15 protein-coding genes are annotated in these 14,683 nt (G+C 44.3%); 13 read left to right on the forward strand and 2 right to left on the reverse strand.

Features of this window, described 5'->3' with window-relative positions; genetic code table 11:
* The first annotated feature begins 59 nt into the window (after positions 1-59).
* Both ACTL4S_RS07140 and pgsA read left to right on the forward strand, forming a co-directional pair.
* Positions 60-854 (forward strand): thioesterase family protein, encoded by a 795-nt coding sequence (locus ACTL4S_RS07140; RefSeq protein WP_441299033.1) that lies wholly within the window; start codon positions 60-62, stop codon positions 852-854.
* Positions 855-961: 107 nt separating this feature from the next.
* Positions 962-1,549 carry a CDP-diacylglycerol--glycerol-3-phosphate 3-phosphatidyltransferase gene (gene pgsA, locus ACTL4S_RS07145; RefSeq protein ID WP_016806864.1) on the forward strand — a complete coding sequence of 196 codons (588 nt, stop codon included), beginning with the start codon at positions 962-964 and terminating at the stop codon, positions 1,547-1,549.
* Between the two features lie 576 nt (positions 1,550-2,125).
* Here the strand turns inward: pgsA and ACTL4S_RS07150 are convergent.
* Both ACTL4S_RS07150 and argH read right to left on the reverse strand, forming a co-directional pair.
* Complete coding sequence (locus tag ACTL4S_RS07150; protein WP_004278636.1) at positions 2,126-2,395, reverse strand: oxidative damage protection protein; 270 nt, start codon at positions 2,393-2,395, stop codon at positions 2,126-2,128.
* A 15-nt stretch (positions 2,396-2,410) separates the two neighbouring features.
* Complete coding sequence (gene argH, locus ACTL4S_RS07155) at positions 2,411-3,841, reverse strand: argininosuccinate lyase (RefSeq protein ID WP_171501402.1); 1,431 nt, start codon at positions 3,839-3,841, stop codon at positions 2,411-2,413.
* Between argH and ACTL4S_RS07160 the strand changes: the two genes are divergently transcribed.
* The 11 genes from ACTL4S_RS07160 to gspD all read left to right on the forward strand — a co-directional run bounded on the left by ACTL4S_RS07160 (position 3,832) and on the right by gspD (position 14,628).
* A complete protein-coding gene (locus ACTL4S_RS07160) occupies positions 3,832-4,986 on the forward strand; it encodes a sensor histidine kinase (RefSeq protein ID WP_005245810.1) in 1,155 nt (384 codons plus the stop codon). The two genes, argH and ACTL4S_RS07160, sit on opposite strands and share 10 nt — an antisense overlap.
* A gap of 69 nt (positions 4,987-5,055) precedes the next feature.
* Positions 5,056-5,796, forward strand: coding sequence for a LytR/AlgR family response regulator transcription factor (locus ACTL4S_RS07165; protein ID WP_004278633.1), 741 nt, complete (start codon positions 5,056-5,058; stop codon positions 5,794-5,796).
* Positions 5,797-5,904: 108 nt separating this feature from the next.
* Positions 5,905-6,828, forward strand: a complete 924-nt coding sequence (hemC, locus tag ACTL4S_RS07170) for a hydroxymethylbilane synthase (RefSeq protein WP_155861687.1) — start codon at positions 5,905-5,907, stop codon at positions 6,826-6,828.
* Positions 6,828-7,607, forward strand: coding sequence for a uroporphyrinogen-III synthase (locus ACTL4S_RS07175; RefSeq protein WP_441299034.1), 780 nt, complete (start codon positions 6,828-6,830; stop codon positions 7,605-7,607). The genes hemC and ACTL4S_RS07175 overlap by 1 nt, the downstream gene beginning before the upstream one ends.
* On the forward strand, positions 7,604-8,443 hold the full coding sequence (locus tag ACTL4S_RS07180) for a hypothetical protein (RefSeq protein WP_441299035.1): 840 nt from the start codon (positions 7,604-7,606) through the stop codon (positions 8,441-8,443). Before ACTL4S_RS07175 ends, ACTL4S_RS07180 begins: the two co-directional genes overlap by 4 nt.
* Positions 8,444-8,449: 6 nt before the next feature.
* Complete coding sequence (locus ACTL4S_RS07185) at positions 8,450-9,643, forward strand: heme biosynthesis protein HemY (RefSeq protein WP_441299036.1); 1,194 nt, start codon at positions 8,450-8,452, stop codon at positions 9,641-9,643.
* Positions 9,644-9,648: 5 nt separating this feature from the next.
* Positions 9,649-10,080, forward strand: a complete 432-nt coding sequence (locus ACTL4S_RS07190; protein WP_441299037.1) for an acyl-CoA thioesterase — start codon at positions 9,649-9,651, stop codon at positions 10,078-10,080.
* Between the two features lie 141 nt (positions 10,081-10,221).
* The gene (locus tag ACTL4S_RS07195; RefSeq protein ID WP_026055760.1) at positions 10,222-10,548 is read left to right on the forward strand and encodes an H-NS histone family protein; all 327 of its coding nucleotides are present in this window, start codon (positions 10,222-10,224) and stop codon (positions 10,546-10,548) included.
* A gap of 182 nt (positions 10,549-10,730) precedes the next feature.
* The gene (gspN, locus tag ACTL4S_RS07200) at positions 10,731-11,474 is read left to right on the forward strand and encodes a type II secretion system protein N (protein ID WP_441299038.1); all 744 of its coding nucleotides are present in this window, start codon (positions 10,731-10,733) and stop codon (positions 11,472-11,474) included.
* The gene (locus ACTL4S_RS07205; protein ID WP_247143307.1) at positions 11,474-12,328 is read left to right on the forward strand and encodes a type II secretion system protein N; all 855 of its coding nucleotides are present in this window, start codon (positions 11,474-11,476) and stop codon (positions 12,326-12,328) included. Before gspN ends, ACTL4S_RS07205 begins: the two co-directional genes overlap by 1 nt.
* Before the next feature lie 38 nt (positions 12,329-12,366).
* Entirely contained in the window at positions 12,367-14,628 is a 2,262-nt protein-coding gene (gene gspD / locus ACTL4S_RS07210) for a type II secretion system secretin GspD (RefSeq protein ID WP_441299039.1), read from the forward strand.
* The last annotated feature ends 55 nt before the right edge of the window (positions 14,629-14,683 follow it).

The following is a 14,683-nucleotide window of genomic DNA, read 5'->3' on the forward strand; positions in this document are numbered from 1 at the left end:
TCACAACCTGAAGAATTTTGCCGAATATACTGAGCATCAAGACTTACTGAGGGATCAACATGTCTTTGCATGCACTTTATGCACAAATTGCCGAACAGGAATGGGTAGAGTTTCCACAGGGATGGTTACAGGGTCGTACTCTGTATGGTGGTCTGGCTGCCGCGATGATGATGCAAAAAGCCGTCACTCACATCAATGATCCGGCCAAGCATTTGCTGAGTTGCAGTGTGACCTTTGTCGGCCCGATTCAGCAAGCCAAAGTACGACTGAGTGCCGAAATCCTGCGGCAAGGCAAGTCAGTGACCACGATTGAAGTGCGCTTATGGCAGGACGACGCGGTGCAAAGTATTCTGATTGCCAGTTTCGGTATTTCCCGTGATTCAGAGATTCAGGTACAGCAACAAGCTCAAGCACCTGACTATGCTGTGCCAGAGCAGCTGTTTCAGATTCTTGCGGGTTATGGCATGCCAGACTGTTATGACCATTTCGAAGTAGCCTGGGCGGATATCAATCTGCCTTGTAGTGCCAGTCCTCGTCCGGACTTTGGTGGCTGGTGCCGATTTCATCCTGAAAAGCATCACAATCGTGAATTTTTGGTCGCCGACCTGATGGCCATCTTTGATATCTGGCCACCCGGGGTGTTACCGATGTTTAAAAACATGGCACCTGCGAGTAGTCTGACCTGGACAGTGACCTATGTGCATCCGGTTCAACATCAATTGCATGATTGGTTTAAATATAAAGTATTTACCGACTATGCTGCGGATGGTTATGCGACGGAGCATGCCTATCTCTGGGATGCCGAAAATCGCCTGATTGCGATGGCAAGACAAACAGTGACGGTGTTTGCCTAGTGACACTGCAAGTCAATTCGTATAAAGTGAAGCCTATTAATGATGGATCAAACCTCTAAAAAAGTGTGCATTTTCATCGTACATGAGGGGAACAATTGGCGGTGTCTATGACTACAGGTCGTATCCTGAATATTCCAAATATCTTGACCTTGGCGCGTATCGCTCTTATTCCGGTATTTTTATTGGTGGCTTACTGGCCGCCTGCAATGGGCTTTGATGCTCATAACCCCGATATGACGCGGCATATCATTTTAACCACGATCTTTGTGGTGGCTGCGGTAACGGACTGGTTTGATGGCTATCTGGCACGTACATTAAACCAGACTTCCGCTTTTGGGCGGTTTCTCGATCCGGTTGCAGATAAATTGATGGTCGCAGCTGCACTGATTGTATTGGTGCAATGGCAGCCTTCCATGTCGATGGCTTTTGCTGCGATTGTAATTATTTCGCGTGAAATTACCGTTTCAGCCCTGCGTGAATGGATGGCAGAACTCGGTGCGCGGACCAATGTTGCGGTTTCAACAGTAGGTAAATACAAAACCGCTTTTCAGATGATCGCTATCACCGTATTCCTGCTGAACTGGCCACCGCTAGAAATGCTGGCGTATGCCTTGCTATACACCGCAGTGGTACTCACTTTATGGTCGATGTTCATTTATCTGAAAGCGGCTTGGCCATATCTGAAACAGCCTTAATCGAAATGAAAAGAGAAGCTCCTTGAAAGGGGGCTTTTTTTATGCGCTTAAATTATCAAGCCAATCGGCAAATTGCAGGCAAAAAAATACCCAGTCTTTGGGGGAAGAACTGGGATGAAATCGGGGTATTTGTTGCTTATTATTATAGTTATTCAAAGATATCTCATCTTCTTAGGGCTCATTATAGAGAGACAGTTTTTTTTAATCATGTGGCTTCTTGTAGCAGAATGTTGTGTTTTGTGAATACTCTGTATATTGCTTTTACAATCCATTATTTTGATACAAATCTAAATGTTTTTCAGTAGGATAGTGACTGACTCGATAGACGAAATAGGATAAGTGAAAATCTGTTTTTTGTGCCCTAAATATTGGTTAGTAAGATTTGCTAGATTTAGTCAAAAAATCCCTTGAGATAGGGGATAGATTTATGCCTACGCGGATTTCATCCTTGTCTTGAGTAATGTTTAGAACAACGTATAAAAAAAGAATCCCCAAAGTTGGAGATTCTTTTAGATTAAAGCCTACGCGCGCTTTCAGCGCTTGTCTTGCGTAATTTTTAAAGCAATGCTTTAAAAATTACTCAGGCTTCAGCCCTTCGGCTTTTTCTAGGGATGCATCATTGTTAAAGAACTTTTCACGCTGTTCTTCAAGAAACTTTTTCGCATCTGCTTCAAACACGTTCAAACGCTTTTCATTAATTAGCGTAGTCTGGTGTTTTAGCCATTCTTGCCAAGCCTGTTTAGACACGGTGTCAAACAATTCCTGACCCTTTGGCCCCGGGAATGGAGCAAAGTCTAAACCTTCCATGTCCGCCTGATACTTACGGCAAAAAACTTGTCGAGACATATCCATACTCCAAAATTATGCGTAAAGTTGTTCCAAACGCGCATGTGCACGCTCAATGGCTGCTTTCACTTGAGCAGGCGCGGTGCCACCAATGTGATTACGGGCATTCACCGAAGCTTCAAGAGTTAGGGCTTTTTCAAATACGTCTGCTTGAATCAGGTCAGAGAACTGTTGCAGTTGTTCGAGTGTCAATTCAGACAGGTCTTTAGATTCTTGTACACCGAGTGCAACCGCTTTACCTACAATCTCGTGCGCATCACGGAATGCAACGCCGTTTTTCACCAGGTAATCAGCTAGGTCAGTCGCAGTTGAGAAACCACGCAGCGCTGCTTCGCGCATTTCAGCAATGTTTGGAACCAGTGCAGGAATCATGTCAGCAAATGCCATGAGTGAACCACGAACTGTATCGATCGCATCGAACAATGGCTCTTTATCTTCCTGATTGTCTTTGTTATAGGCTAGAGGCTGGCCTTTCATTAAAGTCAGCAGGCTCATCAAATCGCCATAGACACGGCCGGTTTTACCACGTACCAGTTCAGGCACATCCGGATTTTTCTTCTGCGGCATGATTGAAGAGCCAGTACAGAAGCGATCTGGAATATTCACGAATTTGAACTGTGCAGATGTCCATAGAATCAGTTCTTCAGACATACGTGATAAATGCATCATAATTAAAGATGCAGCGGCATTAAATTCAATCGCAAAGTCACGATCCGATACTGCATCCAGCGAGTTTTCAGCAACAGCTTCAAAACCTAGCAGTTCAGCAGTATAAGCACGGTCGATTGGATAAGTAGTACCTGCAAGTGCAGCAGAACCAAGCGGCATACGGTTGACACGCTTACGGCAATCAATCAGACGTTCTGAATCGCGTACCAGCATTTCAAACCAAGCCATTAGATGATGACCAAAAGTCACTGGCTGAGCGGTTTGCAAGTGGGTGAAGCCTGGCATGATGGTGTCGGTGTTTTTAGCCGCTAAGCTTAAAATACCTTTTTGTAATTTTTTCAGTAATTCCAGGATGCTATCGATTTCATCGCGTACATAAAGACGGATATCTGTAGCCACCTGGTCATTACGGCTACGACCGGTATGCAGTTTCTTGCCAGTAATGCCGATACGTTGAGTCAGGCGTGACTCAATGTTCATGTGGACATCTTCTAAATCAATGCGCCATTCAAAGTTGCCTGCTTCAATATCGGCTTGAATCGCTGTCAGACCTTCAATAATGTCATCGCGTTCTTGCGTGGTCAGTACGCCCACTTTTGCCAGCATGGTTGCATGGGCAATCGAGCCTGCAATATCTTGTTTATAAAAACGTTGGTCAAATTGAACAGATGCTGTAAATTCAGCAACAAAAGCATCAGTCGCTTCAGAGAAACGACCGCCCCACATACCCGAAGTCTGGGCGTGTGATGGATTAGAGGAATTAGAAGATGTGGTCATGTCGGCTCAATCAGATTAAAAGCAGTAGAACGAAAAAGAGTATAACAAATTCAAAGCCCATTGCCGAAGTCACATCTGCTCAATCTTTTACATCGATAAACGAACAGACGCAAAATTCCTATTTTTTTAGCCAGATCGGCAATCTACGCTATTTGCTGGAACTGTTTGCTGGCGGCAATATTCTGGCCATGATTCTGGCGCTTGCAGAAGCGCAATCCTGGCAGGCTTTGAATGGAATGCACCTGCTGCAATATATCCTGTATATCAACTGGGTACTGTTATGTTTTGCAGCACTGGTCGAGCTGTTCCATCAAGCCTTTCAACGTATGGGAATCAAACTGGCTTTGATTTCTGGATTTCTGCTGTTACAGGCAATTGTACTGCTCACTACGGTGAACCTGAATATCTTGATATATTTTGGACAGAATTTTAATTTTCAGGATTTAAACCTGGCGATTGCGCTGGATCGGGTCGGACTCCATTTAAGTCTGGGAATTTTGCTGGGAACTTTCTGTTTTCGCTATCTTTATTTGCGTGAGCAATGGGAGCAGCAGCAGCATAGTGAGTTGAATGCTAGGATTCAGGCCATGCAGGCACGGATTCAGCCGCATTTTTTGTTTAACAGCATGAACAGTGTGATCAGCCTGATCAGTATCAATCCGGATAAAGCCGAGCACATGCTGCTGAATTTGTCACGGTTATTTCGTGCCAGTTTTCAGGAATTAAAACTGGTCAGCCTGCAGGAGGAAATTGATCTGTGCCAGCGCTATCTGGAGATTGAGCAGATCCGTCTAGGTGAGCGTTTGCAGGTCGAATGGAAGTTAGAAAACAAAGACTTATACTCACAAGTTCAAATTCCATTATTAACTTTACAACCCTTGCTAGAAAATAGTATTTTCCATGGAGTTGAAAAAATTCTTACAAAGAGTACCATAAGCATATTGGTTGAAATATTGCAAAATCAAATTAATATCATCATAACGAACCCTTATGCACAGGATAATAAAACTTTAAAAAAGGGACATGGTATTGCAATAGAAAATGTCAGACAGCGTCTGCAAGCTTATTATGGACCCAGTGTGACTTTTCAAACCTTTGCCGGCGAAGGGATGTTTACGACGGTAGTGCGATATCAATATAAATAAAAATAAATCAAAGAAATCGCAGTTAGCTTTATCATTCATCTGATGATGTTAACTGGGTAAGGAGGAGAAATGGACATCCTGATTTGTGATGATGAGCCTTTGGCCGTCGAGCGTTTATCACGTTTGGTCTCTCAACTGGGGCATGATGTGGTGGCGACAGCAAGCCATGGCCGTCAAGCGATTGATCTGGCTCACCAATACGAACCCGATGTCATCCTATTAGATATTCAAATGCCTGAAATGAACGGACTGGCTTGTGCGCAACATTTGCGTCAACTGGATCCAATGCCGGCCATTGTCTTTTGTACGGCCTATGACCAACATGCGCTGGATGCATTTAAATCAAATGCCGAAGGCTACTTGCTTAAACCGGTGATGCAACAGGAATTGGCACAGGTTTTAGAGCACTTAACTAAACTTACCCAAGCTCAAATGAGCCAACTAAAACAAAAAGAAAATATGGACGAAATCAATATCAGCCGCCAGCAGATTGCGGCAAAGACCTATCGTGGTGTCGAATTGGTGCCAGTTGAAAATATCTATTATTTTCTGGCGGATCAGAAATATGTCACTGTGCGTCATAAAAACGGCAGTGTATTGATTGATGAAACCTTAAAGGAGTTAGAGCAGGAGTTTGGGAACCAGTTTATCCGGATTCATCGTAATGCCTTGATCTCGGTGCATTATCTGGATGGTCTGGAAGTGGTAAGTTCAGGTCAGTATCAGGTACGTTGTCGTGAGCTGGACGACCGTTTGGCGGTCAGTCGGCGACATTTACCGTTTTTACGAGATCGGATTCAAAAGCTTTAGCAGGGGATGAATGAGAGCATTCAGTTGAAACTTGTATAAATTCACTTGCATTTTCAAGTGAGCAGGTTAAGTTTAGACTATTGTTCTCATTTACTGTTATTGAAATTTATGAAGACCCTAAAAATTGCAACTCGACAAAGTCCACTTGCGCTTTGGCAAGCGGAACATATCCGTGCGCGCCTACAAGATTTGCACGCTGGTTTGCAGGTCGAGTTAGTCACTTTTGTTACACAGGGCGATAAAATTCTAGATACACCACTGGCTAAAATTGGTGGAAAAGGACTATTTGTAAAAGAATTAGAAGCCGCTTTACTGGATGGTCGTGCAGATCTGGCTGTGCATTCCATGAAAGATGTCCCGATGGCCTTGCCCGAAGGTCTGAGTCTGGCAGTGATCTGTGAACGTGAAGATCCCTTAGATGCCTTTGTGTCGAATACTTATGCCAGCTTTGAGGAATTACCACAAGGCGCCAAAGTCGGAACCTCAAGCTTGCGCCGTAAAACTCAGATTTTAAAACAGCGTCCGGATCTGGACATTATCGATTTACGCGGTAATGTCGGCACACGTTTATCTAAACTGGATGCAGGCCAGTATGATGCGATTATTCTGGCCAGTGCTGGTTTAAAACGCTTGGGTCTGGCAGAACGTATTCGTCATACTCTGACGCCTGAAGTCAGTCTGCCGGCTGTGGGTCAAGGGGCATTGGGACTGGAATGCCGTACTCATGATCAGACGGTGCTGGACTTGATTCAGCCACTCCTGCATGCGGATACAGATGCGTGTGTACGTGCCGAACGTGCCTTTAATGCCTATCTAGAAGGCGGATGTCAGGTGCCGATTGCTGGTTATGCCACGCTCAAAGAGGGTGTGATTTCAATCGAAGGTCGTGTGGGCAGTGTCGATGGAACAGTTTTGCTCCGGGCACAGCATACTGGCAAAATGGCAGCTGCGGAGCAATTGGGTGTAGAGCTGGCAAAAGACCTGCTTGATCAAGGTGCTGGCGAGTTGCTGAAAGCACTCTATTCACACTGATGTTATTGATTAATACCCGCCCCAGTGATCGTGCTGCAGGTTTGACCCAGCAGTTACGGGCAGCGCAAGTGTCTGTTTTAGAATTGCCTTTGCTCGAACTGCATGCAATGCCTTATTCCGATGAGCTGTCGATTTTGTATCAGCAGCTGGAGCAGGCACAGATTATTGTGGTGGTTAGCCCGACGGCTGCCCAGATTGGTATGCAATATTTGCAACAGGCTGGAGTCGCGCTCTCGACTTTGGCACAGGTGCATTGGGTGGCAGTGGGAAAAGCCACTGAACAGGCATTGGCGAGCTATGGCATTCATAGTCATGTGCCTGAGGTCGAAACTTCGGAAGGCATGCTGCAATTGCCTGTGTTGAAGCAACTGGCTTCTGGTTCAGGTGTAGCCTTCTGGCGCGGAGAAGGTGGTCGTCAATTTATGATGGATCATTTACGTGCCAGCAATATTAAAGTTTTAAACTTTATTTTGTACCGGCGGCAATGTCCTGAAACGACGGCAACGATTTTGGCAGAGAACTTGTCGCTGCTTAAGACGCAGCAGCGTTTTGCAGTTCTGATCACCAGTGAAGCGAGTTGGTTAAACTGGCTGACACTCTTGCAAAGGAATGCGGAGTTTATACAGCAAGCCTGTTATTTGGTTTTGGGGCCACGTTTGGCCACTATTCTTGGAGAATATCAACAGCAGCATCAGGCAAGTTTTCAATTCGTACAAATCGATGATTTAGACGCAAACACAATCTTGCAGAAAATGGGGCTGATATTAGGGAACGCATGAAGAAACTATTCATTGTATTGTTCATCTTGAGTATAGCGTGGCTAGTCAAGCTTAGCTATGACCTACATGTTCTGAATACAGCACAGACTGAATTCAATCAAAGCATCAATCAGTTACAGCAGCAAAATGCTAATCTCAATGATCAGTTCGTGGCTTTAAAACGCCAGATTTCTGCTCAGCAGGAAAATGCTGAAACCACTTCATCTAAAGCGCCAGTACGTGAAATGACAACTGATGCAACGCAAAATGATATTGTCTTGGTGCAGCAACATCTGGATCTGATCGAATTTGCACTACAACAGCAACAATACGCCACTGCGATTGAGAAATTAAATCAGTTATCTAATGAGCTGGATGATTATATTTTAGCGCCTGCCTTGGTCAGCAGCTTGCAGCAAGTGATTGCGAAAGATCAGGACATGCTGAAAAAATTCGTGAACAGTCGATTAGTGCAGCAAAATAAAGTAAAAGAACTCTTGGTGCAGATGGATGCTGAAATTGAAAAAGAAATTCAGACACCACATCGTCAGCGTCCAGAAACTCAACGCTCTTTCTGGCAGCGCTGGATTCAGGTTGAATCCGCAGATCAGCCAAGCACAGTCTTGATGCAACGGCATCTGGTACTGAAAGAGGCCCAGTTGCGCTTGCTCATCGCACAGAATACCTTACAAAAAGACCAATCTGTCGCTTTTCAGCAGGCACTGAATGCCGTGATTGAAGTCTTGGAACAATTGCCGGATGCACAGAGCCAAAAATGGATTCAGCAATTGAATCAAATCAAGGCTACCCCGATTACTCCGATTCCATTATTAAACACACGCACCCTAGTGGGCTAATTGCTTATGAAACAGATTCTGCTGGCCTATTTATTTGTCTGCTTACTTGGCATTGCGGGGCTGAGTATCTTGAGTTATGGACATGGGGCTGGCTATGTCTATCTGTATTGGCGCGAGTGGCAGTTACAAACCACCCTCTGCTTTTTGGCCGCATCCTTGGTCAGTGTAAGTTTTCTGATGCATTGCATCTGGTATGCTATCAAGCAGTATCGCAGTCGTGAACAGCGTAAAACTGAAACAGTCTTTAGTTTTTCCCGCTTGCACCCTTATGAACAATTGGCCGTGATCTGGTTATTAAACGCTGCGCAGGATCAACGGGATTTTATTCAGCAGTCTTTTACTAAGTCGGGTTTACTTAAACATATTATTGATGCACGTTTATCTTGGGGGCAACAGCAATATACCCATGCATTAACTGCTTTAAATCAGTCCAATCCCATGGCATTTGAATTGGCAGAATTACAGCGGATTGAAATTTATTTATCACAACAGCAAGGTGAACAAGCACTTACCCATTTAGAGTTTTTAAATCAGCATGAATTATCACCTTGGTTAATACAGGTTAAAACCGCCTATGAGCAGCGTCTTGTTGCATTATGGGGGGTATTTGCCATGCAATTTCCTTGGTTATATTTACGTTCGACCCAATATGGGCATTTAGACCAAGAAGTAAAAAAAACATGGCTGGAACAATTATTATTGGCCTATGAGCAAGCCACACAGGACGATTTATTTTATTTACAGCAACGTTATTTAGATTTAAAACCTCAGATATTTGATCGTGACTATTCGGTCAAATTACTATGGTTGAAATTATTATTTAGAATGCCTGAAATGAGTGCCGAGCATGAATTGCTCGCGATCCATTTAATGGAACAGCAGTTTAATCAGGATGTCTTTTATTTGTGGTTCCAGCAACAGTTATTAAGGCAAAATCCGGATTATGATGCGATTGCACAACAGATTTCGCACTGGGAAGCCAAGTATCCGGCATTGCCGATTTTAAGCTTTGCGAAATGGCATGTGTTGCAAGCCACAGGCTATACAGATCAAGCCCAGCAACTACTTGACTTGTATCCGGATGATATTCGTATGAGTTATTTAAGAATTAAAGCTGCCTTACAAGATCGGGAGGACTTGCTACAGCAGTTAAATGCAGTATTTGAATCGAATGTAAACTTTATAGAAATTAAAACTTGAGAATAATGAGGTCAGAATTAAAACAATATCCAGTAATTTATGAACAAACAGTCGCATGGGGTGATATGGATGCCTTCGGACATGTCAATAATGCCATGTATTACCGTTATGTCGAAAGTGCACGTCTGGCTTATCTAGTGATATTAGATTTACGTAATGAACCGGTATTTACGGTAGTGTCTTCAAATCAGTGCCGTTATTTAAAACCTGTGGTTTTTCCTGATCATTTAAAAGTGGCAGCACGTATTGAAGAAATTCGAAATAGTGCAGTTAGAATGCAATATCTATTATGGAGTGAAAAACAGCAAAGTATTGTGGCTACTTCAGAAGCAGTTATTGTCTGTGTGGATAAAAAGACCATGCAGAAAACAGAAATTCCGGAACATATTCTCGAAAAAATCAAAGCACTTGAATTAAGCGTTCAACATGAAATTTAAAAATGAATGAATCATTTTGATTTGTAATTTTTTTTAAACTTTATTGTTATTGGTCTAAGGTTTTATATTGAATGTTTTATTTAATATAAATATGATGGGGCTATTATTTAACAAAACGAATAATATTATTTTTCGGAGAGCATTATGCCAGATATTACGCATTTATCAGTAGAAGAGTTAAAACGTTTACAAGCAGAAGCAGAATCACTGATTGCTTCAAAAAAAGATCAAGAGATTGAAGACGCTTATCAGCAAATCTTGGCAGTTGCCGAGAAAGTGGGTATGACAGTTGAACAGTTACTTGAATTTGGTGCGTCTAAACGTAAAAAATCATCACGTAAGTCGGTTGAGCCGCGTTACCGTAGCAAAAGCAATCCGGACGATACCTGGACTGGCCGTGGTAAACAACCGCGCTGGTTAGTGGCAGAATTGGAAAAAGGCGCAAAGCTGGACGATTTTCTGATCTAGGCCTCCATTTGATCTGGTCATTAGGCTGTCATACAGACAGTCTAAGATGATTAAACCAAGCATACCTGCTTGGTTTTTTTATATCTATGAATTGGCGTTGGCAGAAAAGTGTGCATAATGTGTGAGTATAAGGGAAAAATTATAAATGGGGATTTGGACTTGAGCGATTGGTCGTGGTGGGGATGAGCAGTAAACCGAAAACTTTAAGATGGTTGATCCTTACTCTTGTTGCATTTTTTATTTTTGTCGTATTACAAGTGCCAGCGGCCTGGTTAATTTCAAAATTTTATAAAAATAACCAGACTTTGCATAATGTAAACGGAAATATCTGGCAGGGAAGTGCGGACTGGAAAAAAGGCAATCTTCGGGGCAGTCTGAACTGGAAAGTACGGCCTCTGGATTTGCTGTTGCTGCGGGTTGGGGCACATGTGGATTTGCATAGCGGCAATACCCAGCTTTCCGGGATCATGGCTCATGGTCTGAATAAGTCTTTGATTGTCAAAAATCTTGAAGGGCAGATCGCGCCTGAAACTCTAAAAAAACTTGCAGACTGGCAATGGCCGAGTACTGCGATTCAGTTTAAAGATCTGGATTTTAAATATAAAAAAGAACAGGGTTTCAGTCAGGTGGATGGGCAAATGCAATGGGCGGGTGGTGAGCTGATTTATACCTTTGCTCAGCGTCAGGAACGCATGAATGTACCCGCAATGACTGGAAAACTCGCAGATGAAAGCGGACAGCTGTTAGTTGATGTTCGGGATAGTCGCGATCAACGCATGCTGAATATCAAGCTTGATCCGAGTCTGATGCTGGATATTCAGCTCACCCAGCGCTTTTTAATGAATGCGCCTTCTTATGAAGGTAAAGCCGGATTAGATACCTATGTGATTAGTACCCGCCAACCCTTAATGGGAGGCTTGAACTGATGGCAGTTTCTCTGAATGATTTAAAAAATATTGACGTGAAGCAGATCAATCGTGCTGCACCTGTGATTTTGTTGCTGCTCATTCTGTACTTATGCTGGAAGCTGGCGGCTTTGTTCTGGTTGCTGATAGCTCCACCCCAAGCCATGCAGCTGGATCGGGTTGAACTGGGTTCACAGCAGGCACAAATTCCGAATATCGGTGCATTTTCACTGTTTCAGGAAGTTGGGCAGTCTGCGGGTGCTGTTGAAACTACCAATATCATTTTACAAGGGGTGGTGGTTGCCAGTCCAAGTTATAACTCTTCTGCGGTACTGAAAATTAATGATCAGGTCGATCGTTACCGTATCGGGGAAATGCTGGCCAATAGCGGTTTTGAGTTGGCTGAAGTGCATTGGGATCGGGTTATTTTGCGTCGATCCACAGGTGCTACTCAGGAAGTTTTATTCAAAGGTCTGGAAAATGGCTTGAATCAGCCGATTGTGCCGGAAATATCAGCATCTTCAAGCTCAATACCTGCTATGCCTTCTAACAATGGTATGCCTGAGCAGCCTTCGCCACAGAATGAAATTGGTCGAGCCATCCAGCAGATGCAGGAAAACAAGGATCAGTATTTACAGAATATGGGGGTGAGTGCAGCAGATGGTAGTTATGAGGTGACTTCACGCACACCGGCTGCATTGCGTAATCGCCTGGGTTTAAGACCGGGCGACCGGATTTTGTCTTTAAATGGCCAGACGCTGAGCCAGGGACAGACCGAAGCACAATTACTGGAACAGGCCCGGCGTGAAGGTCAGGTCAAACTCGAAATAAAACGTGGTGATCAGGTGATGACCATACAACAAGATTTGAAGTGATGTGTCATCACGCATAGGGTTAGGAAACACGAAAGTTTATGGCTTTATTTAATAATAATCGATCAGCATGGGCATTCTGTGTGGCCGCACCGTTAATGGCCATGGTCAGTACGGCGAGTTATGCACAAACCTGGAAAATTAACCTTCGAGATGCTGACTTAACTGCATTCATTAATGAAGTGGCCGATATTACCGGCAAAAACTTTGCAGTCGATCCGCGGGTACGTGGCAACGTAACAGTCATTTCCAATAAAGCCCTGAATAAAAATGAAGTCTATGACCTGTTTTTAGGCGTGCTAAATGTGAATGGTGTGGTGGCAATTCCTTCGGGGAATACCATCAAGCTGGTTCCGGACAGTAATGTCAAAAGCTCAGGCATTCCCTATGATGCCAGAAGCCGCGCCAGTGGTGACCAGATTGTGACACGGGTGTTGTGGCTGGAAAATACCAATCCGAATGACCTGATTCCTGCATTACGTCCCTTGATGCCGCAGTTTGCCCATTTGGCGGCAGTGCTGGGGACAAATGCACTGATTGTGTCGGATCGCGCCAGCAATATTTACCAGTTGGAAACCATTATTCGCAACCTGGATGGCACTGGTCAGAATGACATTGAAGCGGTCAGCTTACAATCGAGTCAAGCCGAAGAAATGATTGGACTGATCGAGTCCATGACTGCAACCGGTGGAGCTAAAGATGTCCGCGGTTCGCGAGTGCGGGTGATTGCAGATACTCGTACTAACCGGATCATCATTAAAGGTGATCCCACGACGCGCAAACGGGTGCGTCAAGTAATCGAAACTCTGGATGTACCGGCTGCGGATCGTTTGGGTGGATTAAAAGTTTTTCGTCTGAAATATGCCAGCGCTAAAAATCTTGCGGAAATCTTGCAGGGTTTGGTAAGCGGGCAGGCGGTGAACAGTAATTCAAATTCGAGTAGTACATCCTCGAACTCGTCTTCACTCAGTTCTGGCAATAATTTAAATAACAACAATACGACTACCGGTTCGAGTAGCAACACCTCTTCAGGCATTCAGCTGAATACAGGCATGAATAACGAGCAGGGCGGAATTACCAGTTTTAATGGCAATGGCGTCAGTATTATTGCCGATACCACACAAAATTCTCTGGTGGTGAAAGCTGATCCGCAACTGATGCGGGAAATTGAATCAGCAATTGACCAGCTGGATATCCGTCGTCAACAGGTGCTTATCGAAGCCGCGATTATTGAAGTGGAAGGAACCGATGCGGATCAACTCGGTGTGCAATGGGCCTTGGGTGATATCAGTAGTGGTATTGGACTGGTGAACTTCGATAATTTTGGGACTAGCCTGAAAAATATTGCGGCCGGTTATCTCACCGGTGGTGGTGCAGGTGCTGCAAGTGCCGTGGGCGCAGGTAGCTCACTGGTACTCGGTGATTATCGTGAAGGGAGTGATGGTTCCCGACGTCTGTATGGTGCGATGATTCAGGCACTCAAAGAAACCACTAAATCCAACCTGTTGTCTACGCCGTCGATTGTGACCATGGATAATGAAGAAGCTTATATTGTGGTGGGTGAAAACGTACCTTTTGTGACAGGCTCAGTGTCTACAGGTGCTGCTGGAGTTGCTAATCCCTATACCACCATTGAACGCAAGGATGTCGGGGTCACTTTAAAGGTGGTCCCGCATATTGGCGAAGATGGTACGGTACGCCTGGAAGTGGAACAGGAAGTTTCTGATGTCAAGGCCAGTAAAGGGCAGGCACAGGATCTGGTCACCAGCAAGCGAGCGATCAAAACCTCAATTCTGGCCGAACATGGACAAACCATTGTCCTTGGTGGTTTGATCTCAGATAACACCAGTTATGGGCGTCAGGCTGTACCTGGTCTGGGTGCGATTCCAGGCTTGGGACGTTTATTCCGTTCAGAAGGTAAGTCCAATCAGAAGCGTAACTTATTGATCTTTATCCATCCAACTATTGTGGGGGATAAAAATGCAGTGCGTAAACTGACCCAGCAACGCTATAGTCAGCTATATAGTCTGCAACTCGCACTTGATTCAGACGGGAACTTTGCCAAATTGCCAGAAAGTGTTGAAGATGTATATCAACAGCGCATTCCGGTATCCAGAACGCCATTGCAAAACTCGACCTATCAAACTGTGCCGACCGCACCCGTTCAGGCGCAACCAGCCAATGTAGTCGTTACGCCGGTAGCAATAGAACCAGTGATTCAGCGACAAGTGGTAGAACCCGTTCAGCAGGTAGAAAAAAGTAAAAATACCGTTACAACAACCACACTTAGACCCAAAAGCTAGGTCATTCGCATTTGCAGACAGCATGTTATGATAATGTCAAAGAGAACAGAGAAGT

Source organism: Acinetobacter lwoffii (assembly GCF_052078135.1).
GTDB lineage: Bacteria > Pseudomonadota > Gammaproteobacteria > Pseudomonadales > Moraxellaceae > Acinetobacter > Acinetobacter lwoffii_Z.

Excerpts from the sequence above, each read along its gene's own strand:
- argH (WP_171501402.1), bottom strand. The coding sequence starts at position 3,841 with ATGACCACATCTTCTAATTCCTCTAATCCATCACACGCCCAGACTTCG.
- ACTL4S_RS07165 (WP_004278633.1), top strand. The coding sequence starts at position 5,056 with ATGGACATCCTGATTTGTGATGATGAGCCTTTGGCCGTCGAGCGTTTA.
- ACTL4S_RS07150 (WP_004278636.1), bottom strand. The coding sequence starts at position 2,395 with ATGTCTCGACAAGTTTTTTGCCGTAAGTATCAGGCGGACATGGAAGGT.
- ACTL4S_RS07205 (WP_247143307.1), top strand. The coding sequence starts at position 11,474 with ATGGCAGTTTCTCTGAATGATTTAAAAAATATTGACGTGAAGCAGATC.
- ACTL4S_RS07180 (WP_441299035.1), top strand. The coding sequence starts at position 7,604 with ATGAAGAAACTATTCATTGTATTGTTCATCTTGAGTATAGCGTGGCTA.
- pgsA (WP_016806864.1), top strand. The coding sequence starts at position 962 with ATGACTACAGGTCGTATCCTGAATATTCCAAATATCTTGACCTTGGCG.
- ACTL4S_RS07190 (WP_441299037.1), top strand. The coding sequence starts at position 9,649 with ATGAGGTCAGAATTAAAACAATATCCAGTAATTTATGAACAAACAGTC.
- gspD (WP_441299039.1), top strand. The coding sequence starts at position 12,367 with ATGGCTTTATTTAATAATAATCGATCAGCATGGGCATTCTGTGTGGCC.
- ACTL4S_RS07175 (WP_441299034.1), top strand. The coding sequence starts at position 6,828 with ATGTTATTGATTAATACCCGCCCCAGTGATCGTGCTGCAGGTTTGACC.
- ACTL4S_RS07160 (WP_005245810.1), top strand. The coding sequence starts at position 3,832 with ATGTGGTCATGTCGGCTCAATCAGATTAAAAGCAGTAGAACGAAAAAG.
- gspN (WP_441299038.1), top strand. The coding sequence starts at position 10,731 with ATGAGCAGTAAACCGAAAACTTTAAGATGGTTGATCCTTACTCTTGTT.
- ACTL4S_RS07140 (WP_441299033.1), top strand. The coding sequence starts at position 60 with ATGTCTTTGCATGCACTTTATGCACAAATTGCCGAACAGGAATGGGTA.
- hemC (WP_155861687.1), top strand. The coding sequence starts at position 5,905 with ATGAAGACCCTAAAAATTGCAACTCGACAAAGTCCACTTGCGCTTTGG.
- ACTL4S_RS07185 (WP_441299036.1), top strand. The coding sequence starts at position 8,450 with ATGAAACAGATTCTGCTGGCCTATTTATTTGTCTGCTTACTTGGCATT.